The organism is Streptomyces chartreusis (assembly GCF_008704715.1).
In the GTDB taxonomy this organism is placed as follows: domain Bacteria; phylum Actinomycetota; class Actinomycetes; order Streptomycetales; family Streptomycetaceae; genus Streptomyces; species Streptomyces chartreusis.
The window spans coordinates 8,801,828-8,826,204 of sequence record NZ_CP023689.1 but is presented as its reverse complement, the minus strand read 5'-3'; the positions used below and the strand labels follow the sequence as shown (position 1 = coordinate 8,826,204).

24 protein-coding genes are annotated in these 24,377 nt (G+C 69.9%); 12 read left to right on the top strand and 12 right to left on the bottom strand.

Translation table 11 applies throughout. The features are described from left to right. The first annotated feature begins 6 nt into the window (after window positions 1-6). Window positions 7-861: an ABC transporter permease gene (locus CP983_RS39135; RefSeq protein WP_150505000.1), complete on the top strand. Its 855-nt coding sequence runs from the start codon at window positions 7-9 to the stop codon at window positions 859-861. Here CP983_RS39135 and CP983_RS39130 read toward each other — a convergent pair whose 3' ends face one another. The 4 genes from CP983_RS39130 to CP983_RS45020 all read right to left on the bottom strand — a co-directional run bounded on the left by CP983_RS39130 (window position 862) and on the right by CP983_RS45020 (window position 3,477). Further along, the gene (locus tag CP983_RS39130) at window positions 862-1,554 is read right to left on the bottom strand and encodes a TetR/AcrR family transcriptional regulator (protein WP_150504998.1); all 693 of its coding nucleotides are present in this window, start codon (window positions 1,552-1,554) and stop codon (window positions 862-864) included. Window positions 1,555-1,628: 74 nt separating this feature from the next. After that, a complete protein-coding gene (locus tag CP983_RS39125; RefSeq protein ID WP_229914823.1) occupies window positions 1,629-2,228 on the bottom strand; it encodes an HAD family hydrolase in 600 nt (199 codons plus the stop codon). Between the two features lie 50 nt (window positions 2,229-2,278). Further along, complete coding sequence (locus tag CP983_RS39120; RefSeq protein WP_229914824.1) at window positions 2,279-3,238, bottom strand: acetyl-CoA C-acyltransferase; 960 nt, start codon at window positions 3,236-3,238, stop codon at window positions 2,279-2,281. Continuing rightward, the gene (locus tag CP983_RS45020; RefSeq protein WP_229914825.1) at window positions 3,226-3,477 is read right to left on the bottom strand and encodes a thiolase family protein; all 252 of its coding nucleotides are present in this window, start codon (window positions 3,475-3,477) and stop codon (window positions 3,226-3,228) included. Before CP983_RS45020 ends, CP983_RS39120 begins: the two co-directional genes overlap by 13 nt. A 208-nt stretch (window positions 3,478-3,685) precedes the next feature. Here CP983_RS45020 and CP983_RS39115 point away from each other — a divergent pair, with 208 nt between their 5' ends. Continuing rightward, on the top strand, window positions 3,686-4,564 hold the full coding sequence (locus CP983_RS39115) for an alpha/beta fold hydrolase (RefSeq protein WP_308436546.1): 879 nt from the start codon (window positions 3,686-3,688) through the stop codon (window positions 4,562-4,564). A gap of 2 nt (window positions 4,565-4,566) precedes the next feature. Then, complete coding sequence (locus CP983_RS39110) at window positions 4,567-5,388, top strand: SCO6745 family protein (protein ID WP_150504994.1); 822 nt, start codon at window positions 4,567-4,569, stop codon at window positions 5,386-5,388. Window positions 5,389-5,530: 142 nt separating this feature from the next. Here CP983_RS39110 and CP983_RS39105 read toward each other — a convergent pair whose 3' ends face one another. Further along, a complete protein-coding gene (locus CP983_RS39105; RefSeq protein WP_229914826.1) occupies window positions 5,531-6,853 on the bottom strand; it encodes a cytochrome P450 in 1,323 nt (440 codons plus the stop codon). A gap of 95 nt (window positions 6,854-6,948) precedes the next feature. Here CP983_RS39105 and CP983_RS45130 point away from each other — a divergent pair, with 95 nt between their 5' ends. The 4 genes from CP983_RS45130 (at window position 6,949) to CP983_RS39085 (ending at window position 11,252) form a co-directional block, all read left to right on the top strand. After that, the gene (locus CP983_RS45130) at window positions 6,949-7,215 is read left to right on the top strand and encodes a hypothetical protein (RefSeq protein ID WP_150504993.1); all 267 of its coding nucleotides are present in this window, start codon (window positions 6,949-6,951) and stop codon (window positions 7,213-7,215) included. 701 nt (window positions 7,216-7,916) lie between these two features. After that, entirely contained in the window at window positions 7,917-8,690 is a 774-nt protein-coding gene (locus CP983_RS39095) for a calcium-binding protein (protein ID WP_150504991.1), read from the top strand. Window positions 8,691-8,754: 64 nt separating this feature from the next. Next, a complete protein-coding gene (locus CP983_RS39090; protein WP_150504989.1) occupies window positions 8,755-9,531 on the top strand; it encodes a calcium-binding protein in 777 nt (258 codons plus the stop codon). A gap of 314 nt (window positions 9,532-9,845) precedes the next feature. Next, window positions 9,846-11,252: an MFS transporter gene (locus CP983_RS39085; protein ID WP_150504987.1), complete on the top strand. Its 1,407-nt coding sequence runs from the start codon at window positions 9,846-9,848 to the stop codon at window positions 11,250-11,252. Window positions 11,253-11,308: 56 nt separating this feature from the next. Here the strand turns inward: CP983_RS39085 and CP983_RS39080 are convergent, their stop codons facing one another. The 4 genes from CP983_RS39080 to lnt all read right to left on the bottom strand — a co-directional run bounded on the left by CP983_RS39080 (window position 11,309) and on the right by lnt (window position 16,412). Next, window positions 11,309-13,255, bottom strand: a complete 1,947-nt coding sequence (locus CP983_RS39080) for a helix-turn-helix domain-containing protein (protein WP_150504985.1) — start codon at window positions 13,253-13,255, stop codon at window positions 11,309-11,311. A 75-nt stretch (window positions 13,256-13,330) separates the two neighbouring features. Beyond that, entirely contained in the window at window positions 13,331-14,140 is an 810-nt protein-coding gene (locus tag CP983_RS39075) for a 3-hydroxybutyrate dehydrogenase (protein ID WP_150504983.1), read from the bottom strand. A gap of 54 nt (window positions 14,141-14,194) precedes the next feature. Beyond that, window positions 14,195-14,674: an NUDIX hydrolase gene (locus tag CP983_RS39070; protein WP_107911517.1), complete on the bottom strand. Its 480-nt coding sequence runs from the start codon at window positions 14,672-14,674 to the stop codon at window positions 14,195-14,197. Window positions 14,675-14,801: 127 nt separating this feature from the next. Continuing rightward, the gene (lnt, locus tag CP983_RS39065) at window positions 14,802-16,412 is read right to left on the bottom strand and encodes an apolipoprotein N-acyltransferase (protein WP_150504981.1); all 1,611 of its coding nucleotides are present in this window, start codon (window positions 16,410-16,412) and stop codon (window positions 14,802-14,804) included. A 276-nt stretch (window positions 16,413-16,688) separates the two neighbouring features. Here lnt and CP983_RS39060 point away from each other — a divergent pair, with 276 nt between their 5' ends. Continuing rightward, window positions 16,689-17,756 carry an O-antigen ligase family protein gene (locus CP983_RS39060; RefSeq protein WP_150504979.1) on the top strand — a complete coding sequence of 356 codons (1,068 nt, stop codon included), beginning with the start codon at window positions 16,689-16,691 and terminating at the stop codon, window positions 17,754-17,756. Window positions 17,757-17,971: 215 nt separating this feature from the next. On the opposite strand, the gene CP983_RS39055 is transcribed toward CP983_RS39060, so the two are convergent. Next, entirely contained in the window at window positions 17,972-18,514 is a 543-nt protein-coding gene (locus CP983_RS39055) for a hypothetical protein (protein WP_150504977.1), read from the bottom strand. Window positions 18,515-18,645: 131 nt separating this feature from the next. After that, complete coding sequence (locus tag CP983_RS39050) at window positions 18,646-19,431, bottom strand: glutamate racemase (RefSeq protein ID WP_150504975.1); 786 nt, start codon at window positions 19,429-19,431, stop codon at window positions 18,646-18,648. Window positions 19,432-19,470: 39 nt separating this feature from the next. Between CP983_RS39050 and CP983_RS39045 the strand changes: the two genes are divergently transcribed. Continuing rightward, the gene (locus CP983_RS39045; protein WP_150507125.1) at window positions 19,471-20,664 is read left to right on the top strand and encodes a glycosyltransferase; all 1,194 of its coding nucleotides are present in this window, start codon (window positions 19,471-19,473) and stop codon (window positions 20,662-20,664) included. Here CP983_RS39045 and CP983_RS39040 read toward each other — a convergent pair whose 3' ends face one another. Beyond that, window positions 20,665-21,942, bottom strand: a complete 1,278-nt coding sequence (locus CP983_RS39040) for a TerD family protein (protein WP_150504973.1) — start codon at window positions 21,940-21,942, stop codon at window positions 20,665-20,667. 299 nt (window positions 21,943-22,241) lie between these two features. Here CP983_RS39040 and CP983_RS39035 point away from each other — a divergent pair, with 299 nt between their 5' ends. The 3 genes from CP983_RS39035 (at window position 22,242) to CP983_RS39025 (ending at window position 24,334) form a co-directional block, all read left to right on the top strand. After that, window positions 22,242-22,676 carry a DUF6643 family protein gene (locus CP983_RS39035; protein ID WP_093744974.1) on the top strand — a complete coding sequence of 145 codons (435 nt, stop codon included), beginning with the start codon at window positions 22,242-22,244 and terminating at the stop codon, window positions 22,674-22,676. 45 nt (window positions 22,677-22,721) lie between these two features. Further along, entirely contained in the window at window positions 22,722-23,549 is an 828-nt protein-coding gene (locus CP983_RS39030; RefSeq protein WP_150504971.1) for an MOSC domain-containing protein, read from the top strand. Window positions 23,550-23,728: 179 nt separating this feature from the next. Further along, window positions 23,729-24,334: an Rv1733c family protein gene (locus tag CP983_RS39025; protein ID WP_107911533.1), complete on the top strand. Its 606-nt coding sequence runs from the start codon at window positions 23,729-23,731 to the stop codon at window positions 24,332-24,334. Window positions 24,335-24,377 lie beyond the last annotated feature (43 nt).

The window sequence follows — 24,377 nt, the reverse complement described above, 5'->3', positions numbered from 1 at the left end:
GATGGGATGACCGAACTCTCGAAGCCGCAGCAAGCCTCGACGGCGGGCCCGGAGCCGATGCCCATGCCCGTGCCGCGAGTCGGTCCACGGCGCAGGACGGGCCTCGGTGTCCTGCTGCTGCCCCTGGGCGGGCTGCTGGTCGCGCTCGGCGTGTGGTGGCTTCTCACCTCGGTGCTGGAAGTGATCCACCCGGCTGTGCTGCCGCCGCCAGGTGCCGTGCTCTCGGCGTTCGCCGCGGCCCCGATCCGGTTCCTGGAACATGCCGGCGACACCACCATGGAGACGGTTGTCGGGTTCGTTCTCTCCAGCGGGTGCGGTGTTCTGATCGGACTGTCACTGGCGGGCTCGCGGGTTCTGGAAAGGATGTTCACGCCGCTGCTGGTTGCCGTCAACGCGGTTCCGAAGATCGCGCTCGGGCCGCTGTTGGTGGGAGCCCTCGGTTGGGGGCAGAAGCCGGTCCTGACCATGGTCTTCCTGCTCTGCTTCTTCCCGATCGTGCTGTCCACCGCAACCGGCCTCACGTCGACCCCGGCGGATCTGGCCGAGTTGGCGCGCTCGCTGGACGCCTCGCGCTGGCAGGCTTTCCGGAAGGTACGGTTGCCCGCCGCACTGCCGCAGATCTTCGTCGGGCTGAAGGTGGCCATGCCTCTCGCCGCGATCGGCGCGGTCATCGGCGAGTTCCAGGCCGGTGAGAGCGGGCTGGGCTATCTGATCGTGCAGGCGGGTGGGGTCGGCGACACCGCCACGGCCTGGGCCGCGATCATTCTGATCGGGTTGATGAGCATCCTGCTCTACTCCGCTTTGGTGTTGCTGGAACGATGGGCGCTGCCCTGGGTCAGGGACACCACCTCGCGCGGCTGATCAGCCTTGGGCAGGAAACCGCAATGCGTTCGCCCACAGCCGGGTGACCGTGGAGACGAGATCCTCGAAGTCCACCGGCGTGCCGTCTTCCTGCCGCTCACCGAGCACAAAGGCGTTATAGGCCATGACGCTGACCATGCCCGAGAGCGCACGGGAGGCCAGCATCGGATCCACCTCACGGTCCGCGACACCCCGCGCTTGCAGGTCGGCGATGCCGCGCGCGTTGCGGCGGACGAACGCGTCGGCGCGCCGGCTTCGGAACGTACGGAACTCCGGCTCCACCTGCACGACCTGCTCAAGCAGTGCCATCAGCTTCGCATTGCGCTTGTACGCCTGGAGATACGCGCGATTGCTCGCCTCGAGTACCGCATAGGGATCGTCCGCATCCTCCACCCGGGCCATACCGGGGTGGAGCATGTCCTCCTGCACCTCCAGGAGTACGGCCGCAAGCACCTCTTCCTTGTTCGCGAAGTAGGTGTAGAACGATCCCGCCGCGCACTGCGCCTCCTTGGTGATGTCGGTCAGGCGGGTGTCGAGGTAGCCGTCCCGTTCGAACACCTTGCGCGCTGCCTTCACCAAAGCGGCCCGTGTGCGCGCTCCTCGCTTCGTCGCGGGCGGCACGCGAAGGTGCGAGAGCGGTGCCATCGGGGGCGCCTTCTCGCCGTCGTTCTCCTCGGCCGCGGTGGTGTCCATCGCGGAAACCGTACTCGAACCCGACGCCATGGTCACAAAACCACCTCCGCCGCAGAAGGGCAGTTCTCGATCGGTCAGGTGCTGATTCCGAATCGTTCGGCGAGTTGGCGACGGGTGTCGGCGGCGCCGGTGTGCAGTACGCCGCCGATTCCGATCCGTGCCGCTCCGTCGAGGTTCTGCTGGAGGTCGTCGATCATGACTGCCTCCTCCGGGGCGACGCAGAGACGTTCACACGCGATGGAGTAGATCCGTCGGGAGGGCTTGCGGATCCCGACCACGGCGGAGATGACCACCACGTCTGCAAGAGCGGCGAGGTCGACGCCGTCGTAGGTTCCGGTACCGAACGAATTCGACACGATCGCAACGGGATGGCCGGCGACTCGAAGATCACCGAGCAACGCGAGCATCTCCTGGTCGATCGACATGCCCGCCTGCATCCGGGCCGTGAGCCCTTCGGCCTCGGCGACGGCACCGTGGACGCGGAGTCGTTCCGCGAATCCCCGCTCGAAGGCTTCGGTGTCGATCCGGCCGCACTCGTGGTCGGCCAGGAGTGCGCGTGACGGCTGGTCCCGGCCGAGGAGTTCCAGCGGCAGGCGCGGGTCGCCGCCGAGCGAGGCTCCGAAGTCGGTGAACGCCTGCAGCACACTGGAGGTGATGACACCCCCGAAGTCCACAAGGACCGAGGTTCGGGTCTTTTCCGCGGCGTTCGACAAGGTATCCACGCTCAGACGACCTCGAACAGTCCGGCCGCGCCCATTCCGCCCCCGACGCACATCGAGATCACCACATACCGAACACCCCGGCGCCTGCCCTCGATGAGGGCATGCCCGACCAGCCGGGCACCGGTCATCCCGTACGGGTGGCCGACCGAGATCGCTCCACCACTGACGTTGAACCGCTCCGGGTCGATGTGCAGTTCGTCCCGGCAGTACAACGCCTGGGAAGCGAACGCCTCGTTGAGCTCCCACAGGCCGATGTCGTCGACGGTGAGGTTGTGTTGCTTCAGCAGCTTCGGAATGGCGAACACCGGCCCGATGCCCATCTCGTCCGGTCCACAACCGGCAACGGTCATACCGCGGTACACGCCCAGCGGTTCCAGTCCGCGGCGCTCGGCCTCCCTCGACTCCATCAGTACCGACGCCGAAGCCCCGTCCGACAACTGTGAGGAGTTGCCCGCCGTCACGCTGGAGTGTGCGCTCGCCTGCCCGTCGGGCAGCACCGGCGCCAGCCCGGCCAGGCCTTCGAGCGTCGTCGAGGCACGGTTGCCCTCGTCCCGGGTCAGGGTGACCCCTTCGTGGCGTACCTCTCCGGACTGCTTGTCGAGCACCTTCTTGACGCTGTCGAGCGCGACGATCTCCCGGTCGAACCGGCCGGCTTCCTGCGCCGCCGCGGTGCGCTGCTGTGACACCAGTGCGAACCCGTCCTGGCGTTCCCGGCTCACGCCGTAGCGTTCGGCGACGATCTCCGCCGTCTGCAACATCGGCAGGTAGATGCTCGGCTTGTGCTCGACCAGCCAGGGGTCGGTCATCCGGTGGGTGTTCATGTGCTCGTTCTGCACCAGGGAGATCGACTCGACACCGCCGCCGACAGCGACCTGCATGCCGTCCGCGACGATCTGCTTGGCGGCCGTCGCAATGGCCATCAGGCCCGACGAACACTGCCGGTCGACCGTCATCCCCGACACGGTGTCCGGAAGCCCGGCGCGCAGAGCCGCCTGACGCGCGACGTTGAAACCGGATGCCCCTGCTGAGCGGCGCAGCCGAAGATCACGTCCTCGACCTCGCCGCCCTCGAGTCCGGCGCGTCGTACGGCGTGGGACAGGGCATGGGCGGCGAGTTCCTGCGACTGCGTGTCGTTGAACGCGCCGCGGTAAGCCTTTCCGATCGGCGTCCGTGCCGTCGAAACGATGACTGCTTCCCTCATGTCGCCTCACTGCTTTTGTTGGTGCGGTTCGTCCCGGATCCTCGGGACCGGAATTCCCTGACACGAGCCATGGCCGCAAGGGGTGCGGGGGTCGGCCTCCGGGCCCCTGTTGTAGTTGAATCCGGCGTCATGTTCAACCAGTCCGCGGTCTTGACAGCATGCCCCCCTACCTGAAGGCTACCGACCAGTCGGTATGAAGGGGTGAGTCGTGACCGAGCTGAGCATCTCCACAGGTGCAGGCGTGTTCGACGCGATCTCGGCGGGTCCGCCCGAGGGCCGCCCAGTGCTGCTGCACGGCTTTCCCCAGACAGCGCTGGCGTGGCAACGGCAGATCGCGGAGTTGGCCGAGCAGGGGTATCGGGTGGTGGCGCCCGACCAACGTGGGTACTCCCCCGGCGCCCGCCCCCAGCGGCCCGAGGACTATCGCATGAGCCTTCTCGTCGACGACGTCGTCGCGATCACGGAGGAACTGGGCTGGCCGGCGTTCGACTTGGTCGGCCACGACTGGGGAGGCGCGGTGGCCTGGTGGACCGCTGCCGCCCACCCCGGCCGCATACGCACCCTGACGGTTGTCTCGACCCCTCATCCCGGCGCTCTGGCGACCGCCCTGCGTACCGACGAGGACCAGCGCAGCCGCTCGCACTACATGATCGACTGGCGTGAAACACCCGCGACCGAGGAGCACATGCTGGCCCACGACGCCGAGCTGCTGCGCGCCCTGTACGCCGGAAAGGTTCCGCAGGACAGCGTGGATGCCTATGTACGGCACCTGTCCCGGCCAGGAGCTCTCACCGCCGCGCTGAACTGGTACCGGGCAGGCCGCCCCGACGGCAAGATCAGCACCGTCGACGTGCCCACGCTGTACGTCTGGAGCACGAACGACAGCGCGTTCGGCCCGACAGCGGCACGGGAAACCGAGCGGTGGGTCAACGGAACGTACCGCTTCGAGCCCATCCCGGACGTCACCCACTGGGTCCCCGAGGAAGCGCCCGAAACCCTGAACCGCCTGCTGCTCGAACACCTGCGAGCGCACGGCCAGTACGGACACGCGGCGCATACCCCGTCCCCCGACTCATCGGAGAGGTGACCGTGAAGACAGCGCGTGCGGCCTGGCGCGGACTCGAACCCGTGCACGGCATGATCTACTTCGTCCCCGAGGCCAGGCGCCGGTACGCGGACCTCGGACTGAGCGGACGCGCCGGCTACTTCACCTCCCGCAGCGCCGCGTTCGGCCGGGCATCCGCCGAGCTGGTCATCGCGACGTTCTACAACTTCAACCCCGCTCTCGTACGGCAGGCGCTCGACGGGGCCTGGGACGCAACGACGCCCCAGCAGGTGCTGGACGCACGCTACGCCGCGGCGGGCGAAGCCCTGCGGCGCGCGGGAATCCACGAACTGCCCGCCCTCGACGAGGTCCTGACACTGACCCGCCGGGCCACCGAGGCGGCCCGGGAACACGCGCAGGGCCGCCCGCTGTTCGCCGCGCACGCCGCGCTGCCCTGGCCGGAGGATCCGGTACTGCAGCTGTGGCATGCCCAGACACTGCTCCGGGAATTCCGTGGGGACGGCCATGTCGCCTGCCTGCTGAGCGAGGGCATCGGGGCCCTGGAGGCCCTGGTTCTGCACGCCGCCACCGGTGATGTTCCCGTCGGCTTCCTCAAGGCCAGCCGCGCATGGCCCGAGGAGGAGTGGGTCGACACCCGGGAACGCCTACGCGAGCGAGGTCTCCTCGACGGCGACGCCCTCAGCCCGGAAGGCGTACTCCTGCGCCGGCACATCGAGGACCGCACCGACCGCCTGGCCCTTCCCGCCTACGCCGCGCTGGGAGACGCCGACTGTGAGCGTCTCGCCGAACTCGCCGGCTCCTTCGGCCGCGCCGTCCTCGAAGCCGGCCTTCTCAAGCTCGGCTGACCAGGCCCTTGCCCCTCCCCTCCTGCTTCATCCGCTGGCACCGGTGGCCGAGCCGTGTGCCCACACGTACCCGGCCCCACCGCACACGAGGGAGTGGCTTCCCGGGCTGAGGAACGCCGAAAGGTCGTCGCTGCCGAGCCGCCTATGCCCGTTCCACCGCCACCTTCGACGGTGCTCTGAACGACAGCAGGCCGAGCATGGGTGGCTCCCCCGTCCCGGCGGCCGGTCGGATGTCCGGAAGTCTGCGTGCTGCTGCCCGCAGGGCCACCGCCGCCTCCGTGCGCGCCAAGGACGCACCCGGGCAGCGGTGTCGACCGGCGCCGAATGCCAGGTGGTGGCGGATGTTCGCCCGGTTCGGACACATCCGTTCCGGTTGCGGGAAGACCTCCGGGTCGGATCCGCTGCCCATGAGCATCAGCAGCAACTGCGCACCGGCCGGCAGTCCGACGCCGCCCAGTCGGGTGGCCTGCGGGGTCACCCGGCGCCAGGTGGTCACCGGCGGCTCACGTCGCAGGACTTCTTCCACCCAGGCCTCGGCCCGGCCCGCTGCCCCGGCCACGTGCGGCCACCTGCCGGGCTCGTCCAGTGCCCGGCGCAGCACGGTGGCGATGAGTTGCCCGGTGGTGGACTGGCCGGCGATGAAGACGAAGAAGCACGCGGCGACCGCGGTCTCGGCGTCCAGTGACCTGCCGTCGGGCAGGCGGTGACGGGCGAGTGCCCCGATGAACGAGCCGGCAGGGACCGTACCGCTGCGCACGGTCTCGGTGAGCCACTGATGGAATTCCGCGACGAGTTCTGCCAATTCCAGTTGCCGTTCGAGCGGAGGCCTGCCCCAGAACAGCTCCAGCGAGGCGTCACTCCAGCGGATCAGAGTGGCCGGTTCGACGTCCTGGATGCCGAGGACCTCCATCAGCACCCTGCACGGAAGGACCTGCGCGAATGAGGTGAACAGGTCGCAGCCGTCAGTGGTGTCGAGTTGGGACCGGACGCCGTCGAGCAGTTCCTCGGCGATGCGCTCGATCGCCGGCACGGCCGCTGCGACACGCTGTGCGTTGAAGAACCGTGTGACCACGCGGCGCAGTCCGGAGTGGCTCAGGGTGCCGTTGTTCGCCAGGGCGGGCGGGAGCGTGAAGCCGACGCGAGCCAGGACCCGCAGCACGGCGACGGGCAGCGGGGTGACGGCGTGCTGGGCGTTGTCCGGGTGGAACCGCTCCGGGTCGAGCAGGACCCGGCGTACGTCCTGGTGACGGCTGACAAGCCACAGCCCGGTAGCAGGGTCATGGTGAACGGGAGACTCGGCCCGCAGGAGGTCCAGCCAGGGGTGGGGATCGCGGACGAAGGGGTCACCGAACAGGTCGAGCAGACCCAGCGGATCAAGGATGTCGGTGGATTCGGGGCCGGCCGCCGGGCCCCACCCGGCTGCTCCAGTACCCGGTGCGAAGGAATCCAGAGCCGGGGAAGTCACGGCCGGAAGTTAACACGCACGAGGCATGACCCCGGGCCGTGTGCGCGCGGCATCACTTGCTGCTCTCGGCTTCACCTCTTGGGCATCCCGGGGTAGTGATCGGCAAGGGTGAGGCCATCCTCGGCGCCCACGCGGCCGCCGGACGTCACCCCGTGAAGTACGGCGAGGACGCCGGCCACATCGACTTCGCCCGCGCCGACAAGGAGTACCTCGCCTTCGGCCACGGCGTGCCATCTGCATGGGCGCCCGCTGTCCTTGAACTGCGCGAGGCCGGGCCGGTGGCTGCCGCCCCGTCGGCGATGATCCCCACACCGGCAGGTCACGATCAAGCCAGAGCCGCGTCAGGAGGCTCGTATATGTGACGGAAGTGGTCTGGGGCAGTGGCGGCCCGGCCGACACTGGACGCCCCTTGGCACCCGCCTTTCACACCGAGACAGACCGGGATACCCAGGGCCGCCGACGCAGAACCCGAAGCCGCTTGGACGTGCCGGCGTAAAGCCCTGTTGACGAGCCCTTTCAGATCGACCGTGGGGGCCGCATCAACTCACCCCGCGACTAATTGAATTCAGGACGGGTGAATCCCGAATTAACCCGGTCGGGCTGATGAAAATCAAGCACAGGCATGCGTGCAGTTCATCCGTCCCCGGTCAGGGCGCCGATCCACGCGCGGAGACCGTGTATTCGGCAATGGCGCTAATTCGGCTTCAGCACGGCTTCGCATCCCGGCATGCTCTGGGTGCCCAGGCGCCAAGGCCGATCACCGGTCGAGCCGGCGTCGGCCATGGTGTGACGGGAGGGGTCTTCGAGGACTGTTGGAAGCGGCAGGGACATCCGGCCGTCGCGCCGGGATGGGCCGCAGCCGCACGTTCAGCGCTTGCAGCCACACCTTTCCCGTTTCCCTCGCACGCCGCGAAGGCCCGTTCTTGGGTCCCGGCTGCGGTCGCCGGATCACGTCCCGGAGCCGTCAAGATCTGCCTCCTCCGATTGGTGCGGCGATCGAAGCAAAAGGAAATGCGCACGTCTGCGAGATCGAAATTCAGCGCCCTATCGTCAGGAGCAGGTCATGAAGAGAACGCGTCATCACACCGTGGCACTTCTGGCCACGGTGTGCGGTTTCACTCTGTGTCTCACGGGCATTGCCCGCGCGGCCGGCGCACCGACGTCACACATTCTCGCCACAACTCTGGTGAACAAGACCGGCACCACCATCACGGTCACCGCCGGAGTCGGACGGGGCAACACGATCAGTGTCTGGCAGTCAGGCAACGGCATCAGAATCAGAGACACCGGAGACACGATCGCACCGTCCGGCGACTGCTACGCCATCAGCACGACCGAAGTCGCCTGCGGGGCCGCCGACACCACCGAAGTCGTGGTCAACGCCGGCGACCAGGACGACAACGTCACCTCCTCGCTGACGGCCCTCGGCGTCACCCTCATCGGCGGTGCCGGCAACGACAACCTCTACGGCGGGGCCGCCAACGACACCCTCGAAGGCGACGAGGGTTCCGACTTCCTCTCCGGCGGCGCAGGCAACGACACGCTGACGGGGGGAGCCGAAGCGGACCGGATCTTCGGCGGCTCCGGCAATGACTCCGTCGAGGGACGCGGCGGCTCGGACATCGTGGACGGAGGTGCCGGCAACGACGTGATCTACGGCGGCGGCGGCAACGAGCGGATCGTCGCAGGCTCCGGCAACGACTACGCCGAGGGCGGCAGCGGCCGGGACACCATCGACGCCGTGGACAACGTCAGCGGCAACGACTACGTCGAAGGCGGCGCCGACGCGGACGACTGCCGCGCCGACTTGGGCGACAACGTCAGCGGATGCCCGTGACCGGCATGACCGAGCAGCACGCAAGCACCCGTACACGGCGAGACAACCCGAAAGGCGGGCACCGATGAGAACACGAAGCATCTGCACCACCCTGGTGGCGATCGGCGCACTCACCTGCGCCCCGCTGACCGCCGCCTCCGCCGCGCCCGGTGCGGCCCCCGGCGAGGGCCTGGCAGGCACCACGGTCGTGCAGGAGGTGGGCGACGCCCTGGTCGTCACAGCGGACCAAGGGGTGGTGAACGACATCACCGTCCGGCGCCAGGGCACCGTTGTCGTAGTGACGGACGCCGGGGACACCGTGGCCGCCGTCGCCCCGTGTCAGTCGACGGGGACGCACACGGCAGAGTGTCCCCTGCCGGTCACGTCGATACGGGTCAACGCCGACGACGCCGATGACAGTGTCACCATCTCCCCGAACCTGGAGGCCGTGGGAACGCTGATCGGCGGTGCGGGTGACGACCGCCTCAACGGCGGGCCCCGGGCGGACCGGCTCGTCGGCGACGATCCGACTGCCACCGGACTGCGGGCGACGCCGGGCAACGACACCATCAACGGCGGCCCCGGCAACGACACGATCTCCGGGCTGGCCGGCAACGACACCATCAATGGCAATGCCGGCAACGACACCCTCAACGGCGACGACGGCAACGACACCCTCGGGGGTGACCAGGGCAACGACACCCTCACCGGGGGCAGGGGCAATGACACGCACATCGGCAGCGAGGGCAACGACACCCTCAACGCCGTGGACAACGTGATCGCAAACGACAGCCTCGACGGCGGCCTCGGCTTCGACACCTGCAACCGCGACACCGGCGACACGGCCATCAACTGCCCCTGATCAACGACCCTTCGTGCGGCCTGACGTGAAACTCACGAGGCCGCAGGTTCAAGAGCCCTCTGGGAGCGATCGGGTCGGAGGCGTCGCCGGACAGCTGTTCCGGCTGTCCGGCGACAGGATGACAGCAGGAGCAGAACAGTATGAGTCTCGTTCCTCTCCAGGCTCTCAGCCGCCGCTCCGCGAGCACGGCATGGTGGTCCAACGCATAACTGTGCCCCGAACTATGGTGCCCCACCACATGTGCGCCTCACCTGCGTGTTTCTACGGTGTGCCGACACCTACCCGTCCCCACCGCACACGAGGAAGTGGCGTACATGGCCTCCGCAGCACCCGCTCCACCGACGCCCGCAAGCCCCGCCAACCTCAAGCGCATCGTCGCCGCCAGCCTCATCGGCACCACCATCGAGTGGTACGACTTCTTCCTCTACGGATCGGCCGCCGCACTCGTCTTCAACAAGCTGTTCTTTCCGGACTCCGATCCCCTCGTCGGCACCCTGCTGTCGTTCCTGACCTACGCCGTCGGGTTCGCCGCGCGGCCGATCGGTGCGCTTGTGTTCGGGCATTACGGGGACCGGCTCGGGCGTAAGAAGCTGTTGGTGTTGAGCCTGCTGCTGATGGGTGGGGCCACCTTCGCGATCGGACTGTTGCCGACGCACGCGACCATCGGCTCCGCGGCGCCGGTGTTGCTGACCGTGCTGCGCCTTGTGCAGGGCTTCGCGCTCGGTGGTGAGTGGGGTGGGGCCGTGCTGCTGGTGTCGGAGCACGGGGACGCTCGGCGGCGTGGGTTCTGGGCCTCGTGGCCGCAGACAGGTGCGCCGGCAGGTCAGTTGCTCGCGACCGGTGTGCTGTCGCTGCTCACGGCCGTGCTGTCGGAGAGTGCTTTTGGTAGCTGGGGCTGGCGGATACCGTTCCTGCTCTCCGGTGTGCTCGTGATCGTCGGTTTGTGGATTCGTCTGTCTGTCGATGAATCGCCAGTCTTCAAGCAGGCGTTGGCGCAGGCCGAGGCGCGTAAGTCGACGCGTGCGGCCGAGGCCGACGCCGGGGCCGAGAAGCTGCCGCTCGTCTCCGTGATGCGGCACCACTGGCGTGATGTGCTGGTGGCGATGGGCGCGCGTATGGCGGAGAACATCAGTTACTACGTCATCACCGCGTTCATCCTCGTCTACGCCACGACGTCGGCCGGAGTCTCCAAGCAGACGGCGCTCAACGCGGTCCTCATCGCCTCGGCCGTCCACTTCGCGGTCATCCCGGGCTGGGGCGCCCTGTCGGACCGGATCGGTCGCCGTCCCGTCTACCTGCTGGGCGCGGCCGGAGTCGGGCTGTGGATGTTCCCGTTCTTCTCACTCATCGACACGGGCGGCTTCGGCAACCTGCTCCTCGCCGTGACCGTGGGGCTCGTACTGCACGGCGCCATGTACGCACCCCAGGCCGCCTTCTTCTCCGAGATGTTCGCGACCCGGATGCGCTACTCCGGTGCTTCGATCGGCGCCCAGTTCGCCTCGGTCGCGGCGGGCGCCCCGGCCCCGCTCATCGCCACCGCGCTGCTGGACGCGTACGGCAGCTCCACCCCGATCGCCCTCTACGTCATCAGCGCGGCCATCCTGACGCTCATCGCGGTCGGTGTCGCCAAGGAGACCCGTCACCGGGACCTGGCCGACGTGGAGCGCTCGGCAGGTGCGGAGCCCACGGCGGCCCGGGCTGCGGACGCGCACACCGTCTGACGGTTCGCCCGTAGAGCCCTGCGAATCGGCCCCCGTACGCCCCGTGCGTATGGGGGTCAGCGCTGTGTCGGTGCCGACAACCGGTGCAGACGCAGGGCCAGTTGGATCTCCAGGACCCTCGCTGGGCTCTGCCAGTCGGCGCCGAGGAGACGGCCGACGCGCTCCAGGCGCTGGGCGACCGTGTTCACGTGGACGTGCAGGTCGTCCTTGGTGCGGGCCGGGCTCATACCGCAGGCGAAGTACGCGTCGAGGGTTTGCAGGAGGTCGGTACCGCGCCGTTCGTCGTAGGCGACGACCTGGCCGATCGTGCGGTCGACGAAGCCTGCGATGTCCCGGTCGCCGGCCAGCAGCAGCCCCAGGAAGCCGAAGTCCTCGGCTGCGGCGCCGTCGCCGGAGCGACCCAGCAGCCGTAGCGCGTCGAGGCAGCGCCGGCTCTCGTCGTAGGCGGCGGCCACGGCCTCGGGGTGGGCGGCAGGTGCCTCCACCGGAGCGGAGGCACCGACGGTGACCGACTCCTGGACTGCCGTTCCCAGGTGGCGCGCCGTGCGGCGGGCCACCGCGGTGGCGGTGTCCCCTCCTTCGAGGGGCAGGACCAGTACCGTGCCGCCGTCGCGGGCAGCGGCCAGACCCTGGCGGGTCGCGGCGAGGTGGGACGCGGCGGACCACAGGCGTCTGCGGGCGGACGCCTCCTGGTCGGCGTCGGCCGACGTGACGTCGAGGCGGGCGGCGAGGACGACGTGGGTTGCGTCGAGGTCGGCGTACAGCCGCGCCGCACGCTCGCGCAGCAGCCGTGGGTCGCGGTCGCGGGCGTCGAGGAGGTCGTCCAGCAGCTCGCCCCGGACTCGCTGTTCGGCCTCGGCCGCGGAGCGTCGGGCGAGCAGGAGGAGGGAGGTGACGGTCGCGGCTCGTTCCAGTGTGCTCTGGTCCACGGGGTCGAGGCCGGGGTGGCCGCGCAGGACCAGCGCGCCGAGGAGTTCACCGCCTGCGATCACGGCTGCGATCCAGTCGTCGCCGTGCCGCACAGCGTGGCCCTCCGCGCGGGCCGCCTCCAAGGCTCTGGCGGGTGTGGCGGCTGCCTCCGTGAACTCGACTGTGCCGTCGAGGACTTGAGAGACGGCTGCGGCCACGTCGTGCACCCCGCCGCCGAGCAGCACGAGCTGGGCGAGCCTGTCGTGCACGTCCGAGGCGCGTTCGATGACTCCGCTGCGGTCCCGGATGATCTCGTTGGCCCGTTCCAGATCTGCGAGGGCCGAGCGCGTCTCGGTGAGCAGGTTCGCGGTGTCGAGGGCGGCTGCTGCGAGGGCGGCGAAGGAGCCGAGCAGCGCGATCTGCTCGCGCTCGAAGACCCGGGCGCGCCGGTCCGCCGCGAAGAGGACCCCGATGACATGGTGGCCCAGCGTCAGCGGCACCCCGAGGATGGCGACCAGCCCCTCGTCACGCACAGCGGCGTCGATGGTGAGGGTGTGCTGGAAGCGGTCGTCCTTGAAGTAGTCGTCGGTGACATAGGGACGGGCCGTCTGTGCGACGAGGCCGCCCAAGCCCTCCCCCATGCCGAGCCGCAACTGCTGGAAGCGGGCGGCGACCGAGCCCTCGGTCACCCGCATATAGGTGTCGCCCCGGGCCCGGTCGTTCAGGCTGAGATAGGCCACGTCCGTGCCGAGCAGGGACCGGGCGCGCTGCACGATCGCCTGGAGCACGGCGTCCAGGTCCCGCAGACCGGCCAGGTCGTGGGCCGTCTCGAAGAGGGCCGACAGCTCGGCCTCGCGTCTGCGGCGTCCCTCCAGCTCGGAGCGGACACGCAGCGCGAGCAGCTTGGCCTGTTCGAGGGCGACGATCCATTCGGTGGATCTGCCCTCGGCACGGGCCAGCAGCACCGGCTGTTCATAGGCGTCGGCGGACGCGCCCCTGGCCAACAGCTCAAGGAACGGTGTCTCGGCGCTGCTCAGGGGCGCTCCGGCGGCGGCCGGTGAACGCTGGTCGGGGTGCATGTGATCGCGGGGCATGCCGACAGGATTGCTCATCGCACCGCCACCCCGTCAGCCCTGTGGATAACTCGGATTCCCGCCGGCCCCTGCCGGTCAGTGCGCGGTCCAGCCACCGTCGAGCACCAGCGAGGTACCGGACACGAAGGAAGCGTGCGGGCTGCACAGATACGCCACGGCTTCGGCGACCTCCTCCGGTTCGATGAGCCGCTTGACCGCGCTGTCCTGCAACATCACCTCGGACACCACCCGCTCCTCGGGGATGCCGTGCGCTGTGGCCTGGTCGGCGATCTGCTTCTCGACCAGTGGGGTGCGCACATAGGCGGGGTTCACACAGTTCGAGGTGACGCCATGTGGTGCGCCCTCCAGGGCTGCGGTCTTGGAGAGTCCCTCCAGACCGTGTTTGGCGGCCACGTAGGCCGACTTGAATGCCGAGGCGCGCAGCCCATGTACGGAGGACACATTGACGATGCGGCCCCAGCCCTGCCCATACATATGGGGCAGGGCTCCACGGATGAGCCGGAACGGCGCCTCCAGCATCACGGTGAGCACCGTGTGGAAGACGTCGGGCGGGAACTCCTCTATAGGGCGCACCAACTGCAACCCCGCGTTGTTCACCAGGACGTCGGTGCCGGCGGCGGCGAGCTCCGCAGCGTCCAGGTCGGTCAGATCCAGGACATGGGGTTCGACCGCGCCCGCAAGCCCGCGAGCCAGCTCGGCAAGCTCCTCCAGACCGGCGGCATCCCGGTCGACCGCTCTGACCTTGGCCCCTGCGGCCGCGAGCCGTAGCGCACAGGCGCGGCCGATGCCACCGGCAGCTCCGGTGACAAGGGCGGTGCGGCCGCCGAGGTCGAGCGGGGAGGGCAAGGGCGAGCCTTGAGCCGGGAGGGTGCTGCGCGGGGTCATGGCTCGACCCTAGGCAGCGCCCCTGCCAGGCCACATATGGTCGCAACCCATACTTCAGTCCGTACTCATAGGCTCGAACCACGTGGGTTCATCGGCCAGTGCCTGCTTGATCCGAAACAGCTGGCGTTCCTCCATCTCGGGCAGCGAGTCCACCTCGTACCAGCCGACCTCGACCGACTCGTCGTCGTTCACCCGTGCCTCGCCACCGACGGCACGGCAGCGGAAGGTGATGTCCATGAACTGGCACATGTCGCCGTTCGGATAGGTGACCTCACCGCTGGACCTGACGAGCACGACCCGCTCGGGGACACACCGGACGCCCGTCTCCTCGTACACCTCCCGCACGGCGCAGGCAGCGGGCTGCTCGCCGGGGTCGGGGATGCCGTTGATCACCGTCCACTTGTGGTTGTCCGCGCGCTGCCCCAGCAGGACCCGTCCCTCGTCGTCGAAGACGACGGCGCTGATCCCGGGAAGCCACAGCAGTTGATGACCGGCGGCGGCACGGATCGTACGAATGAAGTCAGGAGTAGCCATGTCCCCGACCCTAACGGGCCGGTGACGCGGCCCTCGGTAGGTTTCGCGGGCTTGCGATCAGCACGATCGGCAGGCGGTCCACGCTACGGACGCGACCGCCGCCTTACAGCTACGTGTCCTCTTACGGCTACGCGTCCGCGGACCGCCGTGCGCGCATCCCGGCGCCGATCGCCCAGCCGAGGCCGCCCGCCGCGATCAGCACCAGGGCGATCTCCGGCAGGATGCCGAGACGGGTGGCAGGGGTCTCGCTGGAGCGCAGCGGGACCTTCTGGACGAGTGAGTCGGCCACGAACATGCCGGTACGCTGCGTGATCTTGCCGTCCGGCATGATGATCGCGCTGACGCCGCTGGTCACCGGGACGGTGACCGTCCGGCTGTGCTCGACGGCGCGGACGCGGGACATTGCGAGCTGCTGGTAGGTCATCTCGCTGCGGTCGAAGGTGGCGTTGTTGCTCGGCACGGAGATCATCTGCGCACCGTCGACGACCTCGGAGCGAACCGCCCAGTCGAAGGCGGCCTCATAGCAAGTGACGAGACCGACCTTGGCGCCGTCCATGGTGAACACGCCCGGTTCGCTGCCGCGGCTGAAGTCCTGGCGGACCATCGAGGTCCAGTTCTCGTTGATCGCCCCGACCAGCGAGCGCAGCGGCAGGTACTCGCCGAACGGCTGGATCTGCCGCTTGTCATAGGTGTCGACGGGGCCCTTCTTCGGGTCCCACAGGATCTGCTCGTTGAGCAGCTTGCCGTCCCGCTCGACCACGCCGCCCACCGAGATTGGCGCGCCGATCGCCTTGGCGGCCGTGTTAATGACGGCGCGGGCGTCGGCGTTGGCGAAGGGGTCGATGTCGGAGGAGTTCTCGGGCCACAGCACGAAGTCGGGCTGTTCGGCCTTGCCCGCCTTGACCTCGGCGGCCAGGCGCTCGGTCTCGCGCGCGTGGTAGTCGAGTACGGCCCGTCGCTGGGCGTTGAAGTCGAGTCCCGCGCGCGGCACGTTGCCCTGGATGACGGCGACGGTCGCGGTGCCGTCCTCGGCCTTGTCGCTGACCAGCGGCCGCGCGGCCACGGCGCCCACCACGGGCAAGGCGACGCTCAGCAGGGCCACGGCCGCGGCGGACCGCTGCACGGCCCGCATGCGCCGCCGCTCCACCGCCAGGCGTACGACCTCGTAGAGACCGAAGCCGCACAGGACGACCGCGAAGCCCAGCACCGGCGTGCCGCCCAAGGCAGCGAGCGGCAGGAAGACACCATCGGCCTGACCGAACGCGATCTTGCCCCAGGGGAAGCCGTTGAACGGCGCACGCGCGCGTGCCGCCTCTCCGGCGATCCACAGCGCCGCCGCCCACACCGGCCAGCCCGGCAGCTTCGACACCGCGGCGACTCCCGCGCCCACCAGCGCAACGAAAACCGCTTCGATCACGACGAGCGCAAGCCAGGGTCCCGGGCCGACCTCCACACCGGTCCACACCAGCAGCGGCAGCAGAAAACCGAGGCCGAACAGATAGCCGAGGCCGAGGCCCGCCTTCCAGCTACGCCCGCGCAGAACCCAGCCGAAGACGGCGAACGCAGGCAGGGCCAGCCACCACAAGGTACGCGGCGGGAAGCTGACGTAGAGCAGCACTCCGGAGAGCGCAGCGGCGAGGGCCGGAACCAGACGCACGAGTCGTGCCGCGCGCGAGGCGGGCGCGGTCTGCGGGTCGAGCTGGTCCGACTCGTCCACGGAGGTTGCGGTGACGGTCACTCCGGGAGTGTACGGCGGTTGACCTTGGCACGGACAGCGCGGTCCGTCTCACGGGCAGGGCCCACGGCACACGGCCGAGCGCACGAATACCGACCTCGAATCGCCGCACACCGAGGTCCCGCGCCGCATCGTTCCTGCACGAGACGTCCACAAACCGGCCATAAGCCGTTACGGTATGCCGGAGCCTCATTCGTACCGGCCGGTCAGGTCCGGGTGGCCGAGGTTCCGTCACAGGTCGGGGGACCGGTTTCGGGGGGCGGGGTGGGTGTCGCAAGAATGACGTCCTCGGCAGGTCCGCAAGAGGACGGCGACAGACGAAACGTTTCTGACGCGGCGGGCGTCGTCGTGCTGGGAGCCTGCGCCGCATGGTCGCTGATCTCTGCTGCCATGCACGACGGCCGCCCCGAGGGTGTGCTGCTCGCGATCCTCGCCGTGGCGGCCGGCTATGCCGCGGGCCGCATCGGCGGAGCGCTGCTGCCTGTCGCCGTGCCCTGCGTCGCGGCTCTGGCCGGAGTGGGCCTGACGCTGACCGTTCCCCATCTGTCGCCCGGCCCGCAGCTCGTCACGCCGTTGGGCCACGCGGGAGCCACCGCCGCGGTACTGACGCTCGCCACCGGCGCCGCATGCTGTGCGGCCTGGTCCGCCTCGGCGCCGCTGGTACGCCTGGCTCTGCGTCTGCTCGCCGCCGGGATCACGGTGACCGCGGCAGTCCTGGGCTCGACCAGCGGCTTCGTCACCTGTTCCGCCGTCCTGGTGTGCTCGCTCTCTGCCGGCCACCTCCGCCACCGCGGCGTGGGCATCGCGGGGCTGGCCCTGGCGGCGGCCTCGGTCACCGGCCTGATCTGGGCGGTCGCCGGGAACGTGGTGCCCGGCGGGCTGCTGACCTGGCTGGAGGGTCAGCTGACCGGACACCGGATCCAGCTGTGGCAGGACGCGCTGCACCTGGCGCGCGAGGACCTCGCCCTGGGTGTGGGTCCGGGCCGCTTCGGCGAGCTCAGTTCGACGGCGACCGGGACACTCCTGTCCGACGGCAAGCCGCACTCGGCGCCCTTGCAGCAGGCTGCGGAACAGGGAGTCGTCGGCGTACTGCTCCTGGCGGCGGCCTTCTGTTGGATGCTCTTCGCTCTGTGGCGCACCGCCCGCCCCACCCCCGTCGCTCTCACCGCGGGTGCGGCACTCACCGCGCTTGCGGCCATCGCCGCGGTCGGCAATGCGCTCAGCTTCACCACGGTGTCCGTGGGAGCGGGCCTGCTGGCGGGGCTGGCCACAGCACGCCCGATCGCCGTTGAGTCGACGCAGCGCGAGGACGACGTACGCACGCGTGGCGACCAGCTGGCTCCATGACCTGACGTACAACGCTGTCGCACATACCCATGCCCAAGCCCTCGCGGACCACTGTGTTGTCCGCACACATGGGCCCGACAGCCGCCGTCACCCGCAGCAAGCAGTGCCCGACGAGCAACCGACGAACACCGACCAGACCAGCACCCAGCACCCAGCACCCAGCACCCAGCCCAGTGAAACGCCAACGCCGCCCCCTCCCGGCAGCCGGCCCCAGCTCAGTGAACCGTGCCGACCTTCCGAGTACGCAGGCGTTCCTCGATGACTCCCACGGCCGCCTCCGCGTCATCCACGGTGACGGTGAACGTGTGGCCGTCACCCAACCGCAGTACCAGGCCCTCACCCCGCCGTACGACAACGGCGGTGCCCTTCTCGGGACGCCATCGGTAACCCCAGCCACCCCAGTGGCGCGGAGTGACCAGTGGAACGAACTCGGCGCCTACGACCTCTGACAGGGGGATACGGCGGCGCGGCACACCGATGTGGCCGCAGCGCACCTCGAGGCACTCCTGGTCGACCTTCAGGGCGACGTGCACGAACGCCAGAGTGCCGAAGAGGACCAGCAGTCCGGCGGCGATGCAGCCCACGACGGCCATGGCGAGGGGGGCGACGCCGCCCGTCCAGGGCGAGTCGACGGCCAGCTCGACTCCGAGCGCCATACAGGCGGCGCCAACGAGCGCCAACAACCACTGGACCCGGTTGGTCGCCCGCCCGGTCCACACATCAGGATGCGGCTTCCTGCCGTGGGGGTGGTCCCTCATGGCTATGAGATTACTCAGGATTCGCTGCGCTGGTACCTCGTCGCCCAGGGTGACTGCGCCGACCGGAGCAAGGCGGATCCGCGGCGCCCGGTCATGGGCGTCGGCTCATGACCGCCGGTGGTGATCGCCGATCACTGTGCGGGGCTGACCGCGTGGAGGAGGCGACCTTCCGCGTAGGCGAGGGCGGGCTCGGGGAGCTTGCCCTCGCGGCCGCTCAGCAGCACGGTCAGGGTGCCCGTCGCCTCCGCCCCGGGGGCGGGCTGCTCGCCGAGCCGGCGGAGGGCCTGCGCTGCGACTGCTCCGGCGGAGCCGTGCAGGACGAGCGGCGGGAAGTCGGGGCGCTGGACGGCGGCGCGGATGCGCTCGGCGACGAGTTCGTAGTGGGTGCAGCCCAGGACTACGGTCGTCACGTCCAGCGGGGTGAGGGCGGCGGCCGCGGTGACGGCGGCGTCGATCGCCGACTCGTCCGCGTGCTCCACCGCTTCCGCCAGCCCGAAGCAGGGCACTTCGGTGACGGTCACGCCGTCGGCGAAGTCGTTGATCAGCCCGCGCTGGTAGGAGCTGCCGGTGGTGGCGGGGGTGGCCCAGATCGCGACGGGGCCGCCGCCGGCCGCGGCCGGTTTGATGGCCGGGACGGTGCCGACGACCGGTATGGCGGGTTCGAGGCGGGCGCGGAGGGTGGGCAGCGCGTGCACGGTCGCCGTGTTGCAGCCGATGATCAAGGCATCGGGCCGGTGCGCCGCGGCGGCGTCGGCGACGGCCACGGCGCGCCTGGTGAGGTCTTCGGGAGTCCTGGGACCCCAGGGCATGCCGTCGGGGTCGAGTGAGAGCACGAGATCTGCGTCGGGTCGCAGCCGCCGTACCGCGGCGGTCGCCGCGAGCAAGCCGATTCCGGAGTCCATCAGCGCGATCTTCACCCGGCCACGATAGACGATGGGCCCTTGCCGGCCGCTCCCGTGGGGCAGACTGCGCGGGTGAGCGCCTTCGCGTGGACCTCCGCCGGATCACTCGCCGCCTGGCTGTGGCTGCTGCTCTGTCAGGGCTTCTTCTGGCGTACGGATATCAGGCTCCCGCAGCGGACTCGGCCGGACGAGTGGCCGTCTGTCTGCGTCGTCGTGCCGGCCCGCGACGAGGCCGCGGTGCTCGCGCTGAGCCTGCCGTCGCTGCTCGCCCAGGACTACCCGGGGCGGGCCGAGATCTTCCTGATCGACGACGGCAGTTCGGACGGCACCGGGGAACTGGCGCGTGCGCTCGCGCGCCGCCATGGCGGGCTGCCGCTGACGGTGGACTCCCCCGGCGAGCCGCCCGCGGGCTGGACGGGCAAGCTGTGGGCGGTACGGCACGGCATCGGCCTGGCACGCGCGCGTGAGCCCGAATACCTCCTTCTTACGGACGCCGACATCGCGCATGCGCCCGACAGCCTGCGCGAGCTGGTCGCGGCCGCGCGCACCGGTGGCTTCGACGCGGTCTCGCAGATGGCGCGGCTGCGGGTGGAGAGCCTGTGGGAGCGGGTGGTCGTGCCGGCCTTCGTGTACTTCTTCGCACAGCTCTATCCGTTCCGCCGGATCGGTAGGAAGGGGTCTCGGACGGCGGCCGCCGCGGGTGGCTGTGTCCTGCTGCGGGCCGAGGCGGCGGAACGGGCGCGGATCCCGGACGCCATCCGGCATGCCGTCATCGACGACGTGGCGCTCGCGCGGGCCGTCAAGCGCGGTGGCGGGCACATCTGGCTGGGGCTGGCCGAGCGGGTGGACAGCGTGCGGCCGTATCCGCGGCTGGGTGACCTGTGGCGGATGGTGTCGCGCAGCGCGTACGCGCAGCTCAGGCACAATCCGGTGGTGCTGGCCGGGACGGTCGCCGGGCTCGCGTTGGTGTATCTGGTGCCGCCCGTGGCGCTCGTCGTGGGCCTGGCGGGCGGGGACACGGTGACGGCGGCCTGCGGCGGTCTGGCGTGGCTGGTGATGACGGGGACGTACGTCCCGATGCTCCGTTACTACAGGCAGCCGCTGTGGCTCGCTCCCCTGCTGCCGTTCACCGCTTTCCTCTATCTCCTGATGACGGTCGATTCCGCGGTGCAGCACTACAGGGGTCGTGGTGCGGCCTGGAAGGGCCGCACCTACGCACGTCCGGACGCGCTGCCCGACGAGGGGTGACTACTTGCGGCCGGGGGTCCAGTTCATGCCCCAGCCGTAGGCGTAGTCGACGGTGCGCTGCGGGCTGACGCCGCGCTCGGGGACCAGGTAGCGGGCCTCGCGCTGGACGATCAGGTCGTTGCCCGTGTTGGTGATCAGGGCGAGGGCGCACACCGTGGACGGGACCGTGCACTCGTCCAGGGAGAAGTCGATCGGAGCGCCGTGCTGCGGTGTGAGGGTGACCGTGGCGTGCAGGTCGGCGAAGGAGCGCGCGCCCTGGTAGATGGTCACGAAGACCAGGATGCGGCGGAAGGCGCGCTGCTGGTCGAGGTTGACGGTGAGGTTCTCACCGCTGGCCACGGCACCGGTGCGGTCGTCACCGTCCAGGTGGATGTACGGGGGCTGGTGCAGGGCACCGTAGGCGTTGCCGAGGGACTGGATCACGCCCTTGCTGCCGTCGGTCAGCTCGTACAGGGCGCACAGGTCGAGGTCGAGGTCGTTGTGCATGGCGACGGGGCGGCCCAGCTTGCTCGCCCAGCCCGAGAACTGCTTGCGCACCTGCCAGTTGAGGTTCACGCGCATGGCGCCCGAGGTGCCGCCCTGCTTGGTCAGCGAGACCGCGGGGGCCGCCTTGGTGAGCGTGACCTTGCTCAGGCTGACCGGCGCCCCCTGGGGCGCGGGCGGGGCCACCGGCGGCATGGCGGGCGGAGGCGGGGCCATCGTGGGGGCCGGTGGGGCGACCGGCGGTGCGGCCGGCGCCGCCGTGGGTGCCGCCTGCTGGGGTTCGTCGACCGTGATGCCGTAGTCGGTGGCCAGGCCCTCCAGGCCGCTGCTGTAGCCCTGGCCGACGGCGCGGAACTTCCAGGCGCCCTGGCGGCGGTAGAACTCGCCGAGCACGAAAGCGGTTTCGACGTCGGCGCCGGTGCTGTCGAAGCGGGCGACGACGGTCCCCTGGGCCGCGTCCTTGACCTCGATGTAGAGGCCGGGCACCCGGCCGAACGAGCCGCCGTCCGCGGAGGCGGCGAGGATGACGGTCTCGATGGCGGGCTCCACGCGCGCGAGGTCGACGTGGATGCTGTCGGTCACCTGCCCGCCGGCGTCCCTCTTGCCCTCGTGCCGGACGGCGCCGGAGGAGTGCGCGGGCTGGTTGTAGAAGATGAAGTCGGCGTCGGAGCGGACCTTTCCGCCGACGAGCAACAGCGCCGAGGCGTCCGCGTCGGGTACTCCGGGACCGGAGCCCCAGCCCAATTCGACCCGCAGTGCCGTCGTCGGCACCGGAACATTCGATCCCTTCGACATTGACATGTCCGCCCCCATCACCGGCTCACGGCGCCAGGCATGTCCCGGCAGCTCATTGGGTTCTTGTACACGGTCAACCTATTCCGCGCGACATCGAAGTCCCACGAGGGGCGTGCAAACACCCGTGGTCAACCCCCGGTAACCCGCCCGGAACTCGGCATTTACACGATCCGAGCGCGGATTGGCGTCCCTTTTTGCCAAGTTCGCTCGCATTGGGGATCCGGCGTCACAGCGGACACGTAAAACAACCCTCTTATCGGTCTCCCCAACCAGCACATCGTGGGCTTACCTTATGTGCCATGACCTCCCCCCGCTCCACCTATGGCGGCGGCTACTACTCCGCCTCCTTCCCGGACACCCCGATCTACGACAGGCTCGTCGCCGAGCGGGGCACCCCGCAGATCGCCCCGATCCGGGTCCCCGCCGCGTACGACATGCCGGGCAGCAACCTGCCTGCCCTGCCGTCGGCACTGCCCGCCCTCCCGGCGGCACCGTCCCAGCCCTCCTACGGTTATCCGCAGGCGCAGCAGCCGGCTCCGCTCCAGCAGGCGCCCGCGGCCTACATCCCGCAGCAGGCGGCCCCGCGCGGCTACCCGGGTCCGCAGCAGGCTCAGCAGCCTCGGCCGGTGGCCCCCGGTGGCATGGGCTACGAGGCGATGCGCCCCGCGGCTCCGCGTCCCGCCGCGGCTCCCTATCAGGACCCGTACAACAACCAGCAGTACCGCGGCTACTGATCCGTCTCCCACGGGGCTGTCGGTGCCACCTGGCACGATGGCTCCATGGGGCACGCACAGCTGCAGTCGGTTCACGTTCATCCGGTCAAGGCGTTCCGGGGCACAGCGCTCCGGGAAGCCGTCGTGGAGCCCTGGGGGCCGGCCGGAGATCGACGCTGGATGCTGATCGACGTCGGGGGGAAGGTCGTTACGCAGCGCCAGCAACCGCGGCTGGCGCTGGCCGTCGCCGAGCTGCTGCCCGGCGGCGGCGTTCTGCTGAGCGCGCCCGGCATGGAGCCGCTGAGCGTGCCCGTGCCGAGCACGGTCGGCACCGTTCCGGTGGAGATCTTCCGCGACAAGGTCGAGGCGGTCCTCGCCGAGGACGACGCCGCGCATGCCTGGTGCAGCACCTATCTCGGCGCCGATGTGCGCCTGGTCCACATGCCCGATCCCGGCACGTGCCGGCCCGTAGACCCGGAGTACGCCCTGCCGGGCGAGACGGTCAGCTTCGCCGACGGCTATCCCCTGCTGCTCACCTCGACGGCCTCGCTCGACGCCCTCAATTCCCTGATCGCGCAGGGTGACCACGCGCACGAGGGCCCGCTGCCCATGAACCGTTTCCGGCCGAACGTCGTCGTGTCGGGCACCGCAGCCTGGGCCGAGGACGACTGGTCGCGCATCTCCATCGGCGAGGTCGCCTTCCGCGTGCCCAAGATGTGCGGGCGCTGCGTCGTGACGACGACCGACCAGGGCACCGCCGAGCGCGGCAAGGAGCCCTTGCTCACCCTGGGCAGACATCGCCGCATCGGCGGCAAGCTGGTGTTCGGCCAGAATCTGGTGCCCCTGAACCGCGGCACGATCCGGGTCGGCGATACCGTCACCCTCCTCGATTGAGGAAGATCCCCGCAGCGTGGGCCGGGCGGGAACCACGGCCCGGGGTCCGTGCGTTGGGCCTTTTGTGAGAACTTCCTGAGAGGGCCCGACTCAGGTGATTTCGCTCTCTCTTCGGCGGGGCCCCCGGGTGAACGGCTCCGCCACGGGTTATCACGGAGGCGGGAAGGGGGTGGCCGGCGATGCGGGCGATCAGCGGACTCTGGCGTTGGCGGCACAATCCGCTGCGTCGGGCGACCGATCTGGCCGAGGCCTGGGTCGCCCTCGCGGCCCTGCTGCTGATCCTGGTCGTGACGCCCCTGGTGGGCTCCTTCGTCGGCGGCCTGGCCCAGGGCGCCTTGCAGAGTTCCGTTCGTGAACAGCGCGCGTCCCGGCACCTGGTGACGGCGACGGTGGTCCGCAGGGTGCCCGGCTCCTCGCTGGACGTGGACCCCGAGTCGGCCACCGGGCGGGACAAGCGCACCCGGGTCCTGGCCGACTGGACCGCGCCGGACGGCACCCTGCACCAGGGCCGGGTGATGACGAGCCTCGACAGACCGGAGCCTGGCGACCTCTTCCGGATGTGGACAGACCGCCAGGGCCGAACCGTGGCCCGCCCGCTGGACGCCGCGACGGCGGCGACGCACGCCGTGATCGCCGGGGTCGGCGCGGCCCTGCTGGCGGCCGGGTTCATCGAGGGCGTCAGACGGCTGATCGTGTGGCGCATGGTCCGTCTCCGGTACGACCGTTGGGACCAGGCCTGGGACAAAGCAGGTCCGGACTGGGGGCGCACCGGCACCGGCAGTTGACGGCCTTCCGGCTCTGGTCAACCCACCGCCCGCGCGCACGCTA

Bases quoted from the DNA above. Each gene is read 5' to 3' on its own strand.
- CP983_RS39135 (WP_150505000.1), top strand. From the start codon at position 7: ATGACCGAACTCTCGAAGCCGCAGCAAGCCTCGACGGCGGGCCCGGAG.
- CP983_RS39130 (WP_150504998.1), bottom strand. From the start codon at position 1,554: ATGGACACCACCGCGGCCGAGGAGAACGACGGCGAGAAGGCGCCCCCG.
- CP983_RS45020 (WP_229914825.1), bottom strand. From the start codon at position 3,477: ATGAGGGAAGCAGTCATCGTTTCGACGGCACGGACGCCGATCGGAAAG.
- CP983_RS39095 (WP_150504991.1), top strand. From the start codon at position 7,917: ATGAAGAGAACGCGTCATCACACCGTGGCACTTCTGGCCACGGTGTGC.
- CP983_RS39090 (WP_150504989.1), top strand. From the start codon at position 8,755: ATGAGAACACGAAGCATCTGCACCACCCTGGTGGCGATCGGCGCACTC.
- CP983_RS39085 (WP_150504987.1), top strand. From the start codon at position 9,846: ATGGCCTCCGCAGCACCCGCTCCACCGACGCCCGCAAGCCCCGCCAAC.
- CP983_RS39080 (WP_150504985.1), bottom strand. From the start codon at position 13,255: ATGCCCCGCGATCACATGCACCCCGACCAGCGTTCACCGGCCGCCGCC.
- CP983_RS39075 (WP_150504983.1), bottom strand. From the start codon at position 14,140: ATGACCCCGCGCAGCACCCTCCCGGCTCAAGGCTCGCCCTTGCCCTCC.
- CP983_RS39070 (WP_107911517.1), bottom strand. From the start codon at position 14,674: ATGGCTACTCCTGACTTCATTCGTACGATCCGTGCCGCCGCCGGTCAT.
- CP983_RS39060 (WP_150504979.1), top strand. From the start codon at position 16,689: ATGACGTCCTCGGCAGGTCCGCAAGAGGACGGCGACAGACGAAACGTT.
- CP983_RS39055 (WP_150504977.1), bottom strand. From the start codon at position 18,514: ATGAGGGACCACCCCCACGGCAGGAAGCCGCATCCTGATGTGTGGACC.
- CP983_RS39040 (WP_150504973.1), bottom strand. From the start codon at position 21,942: ATGTCGAAGGGATCGAATGTTCCGGTGCCGACGACGGCACTGCGGGTC.
- CP983_RS39035 (WP_093744974.1), top strand. From the start codon at position 22,242: ATGACCTCCCCCCGCTCCACCTATGGCGGCGGCTACTACTCCGCCTCC.
- CP983_RS39030 (WP_150504971.1), top strand. From the start codon at position 22,722: ATGGGGCACGCACAGCTGCAGTCGGTTCACGTTCATCCGGTCAAGGCG.
- CP983_RS39025 (WP_107911533.1), top strand. From the start codon at position 23,729: ATGCGGGCGATCAGCGGACTCTGGCGTTGGCGGCACAATCCGCTGCGT.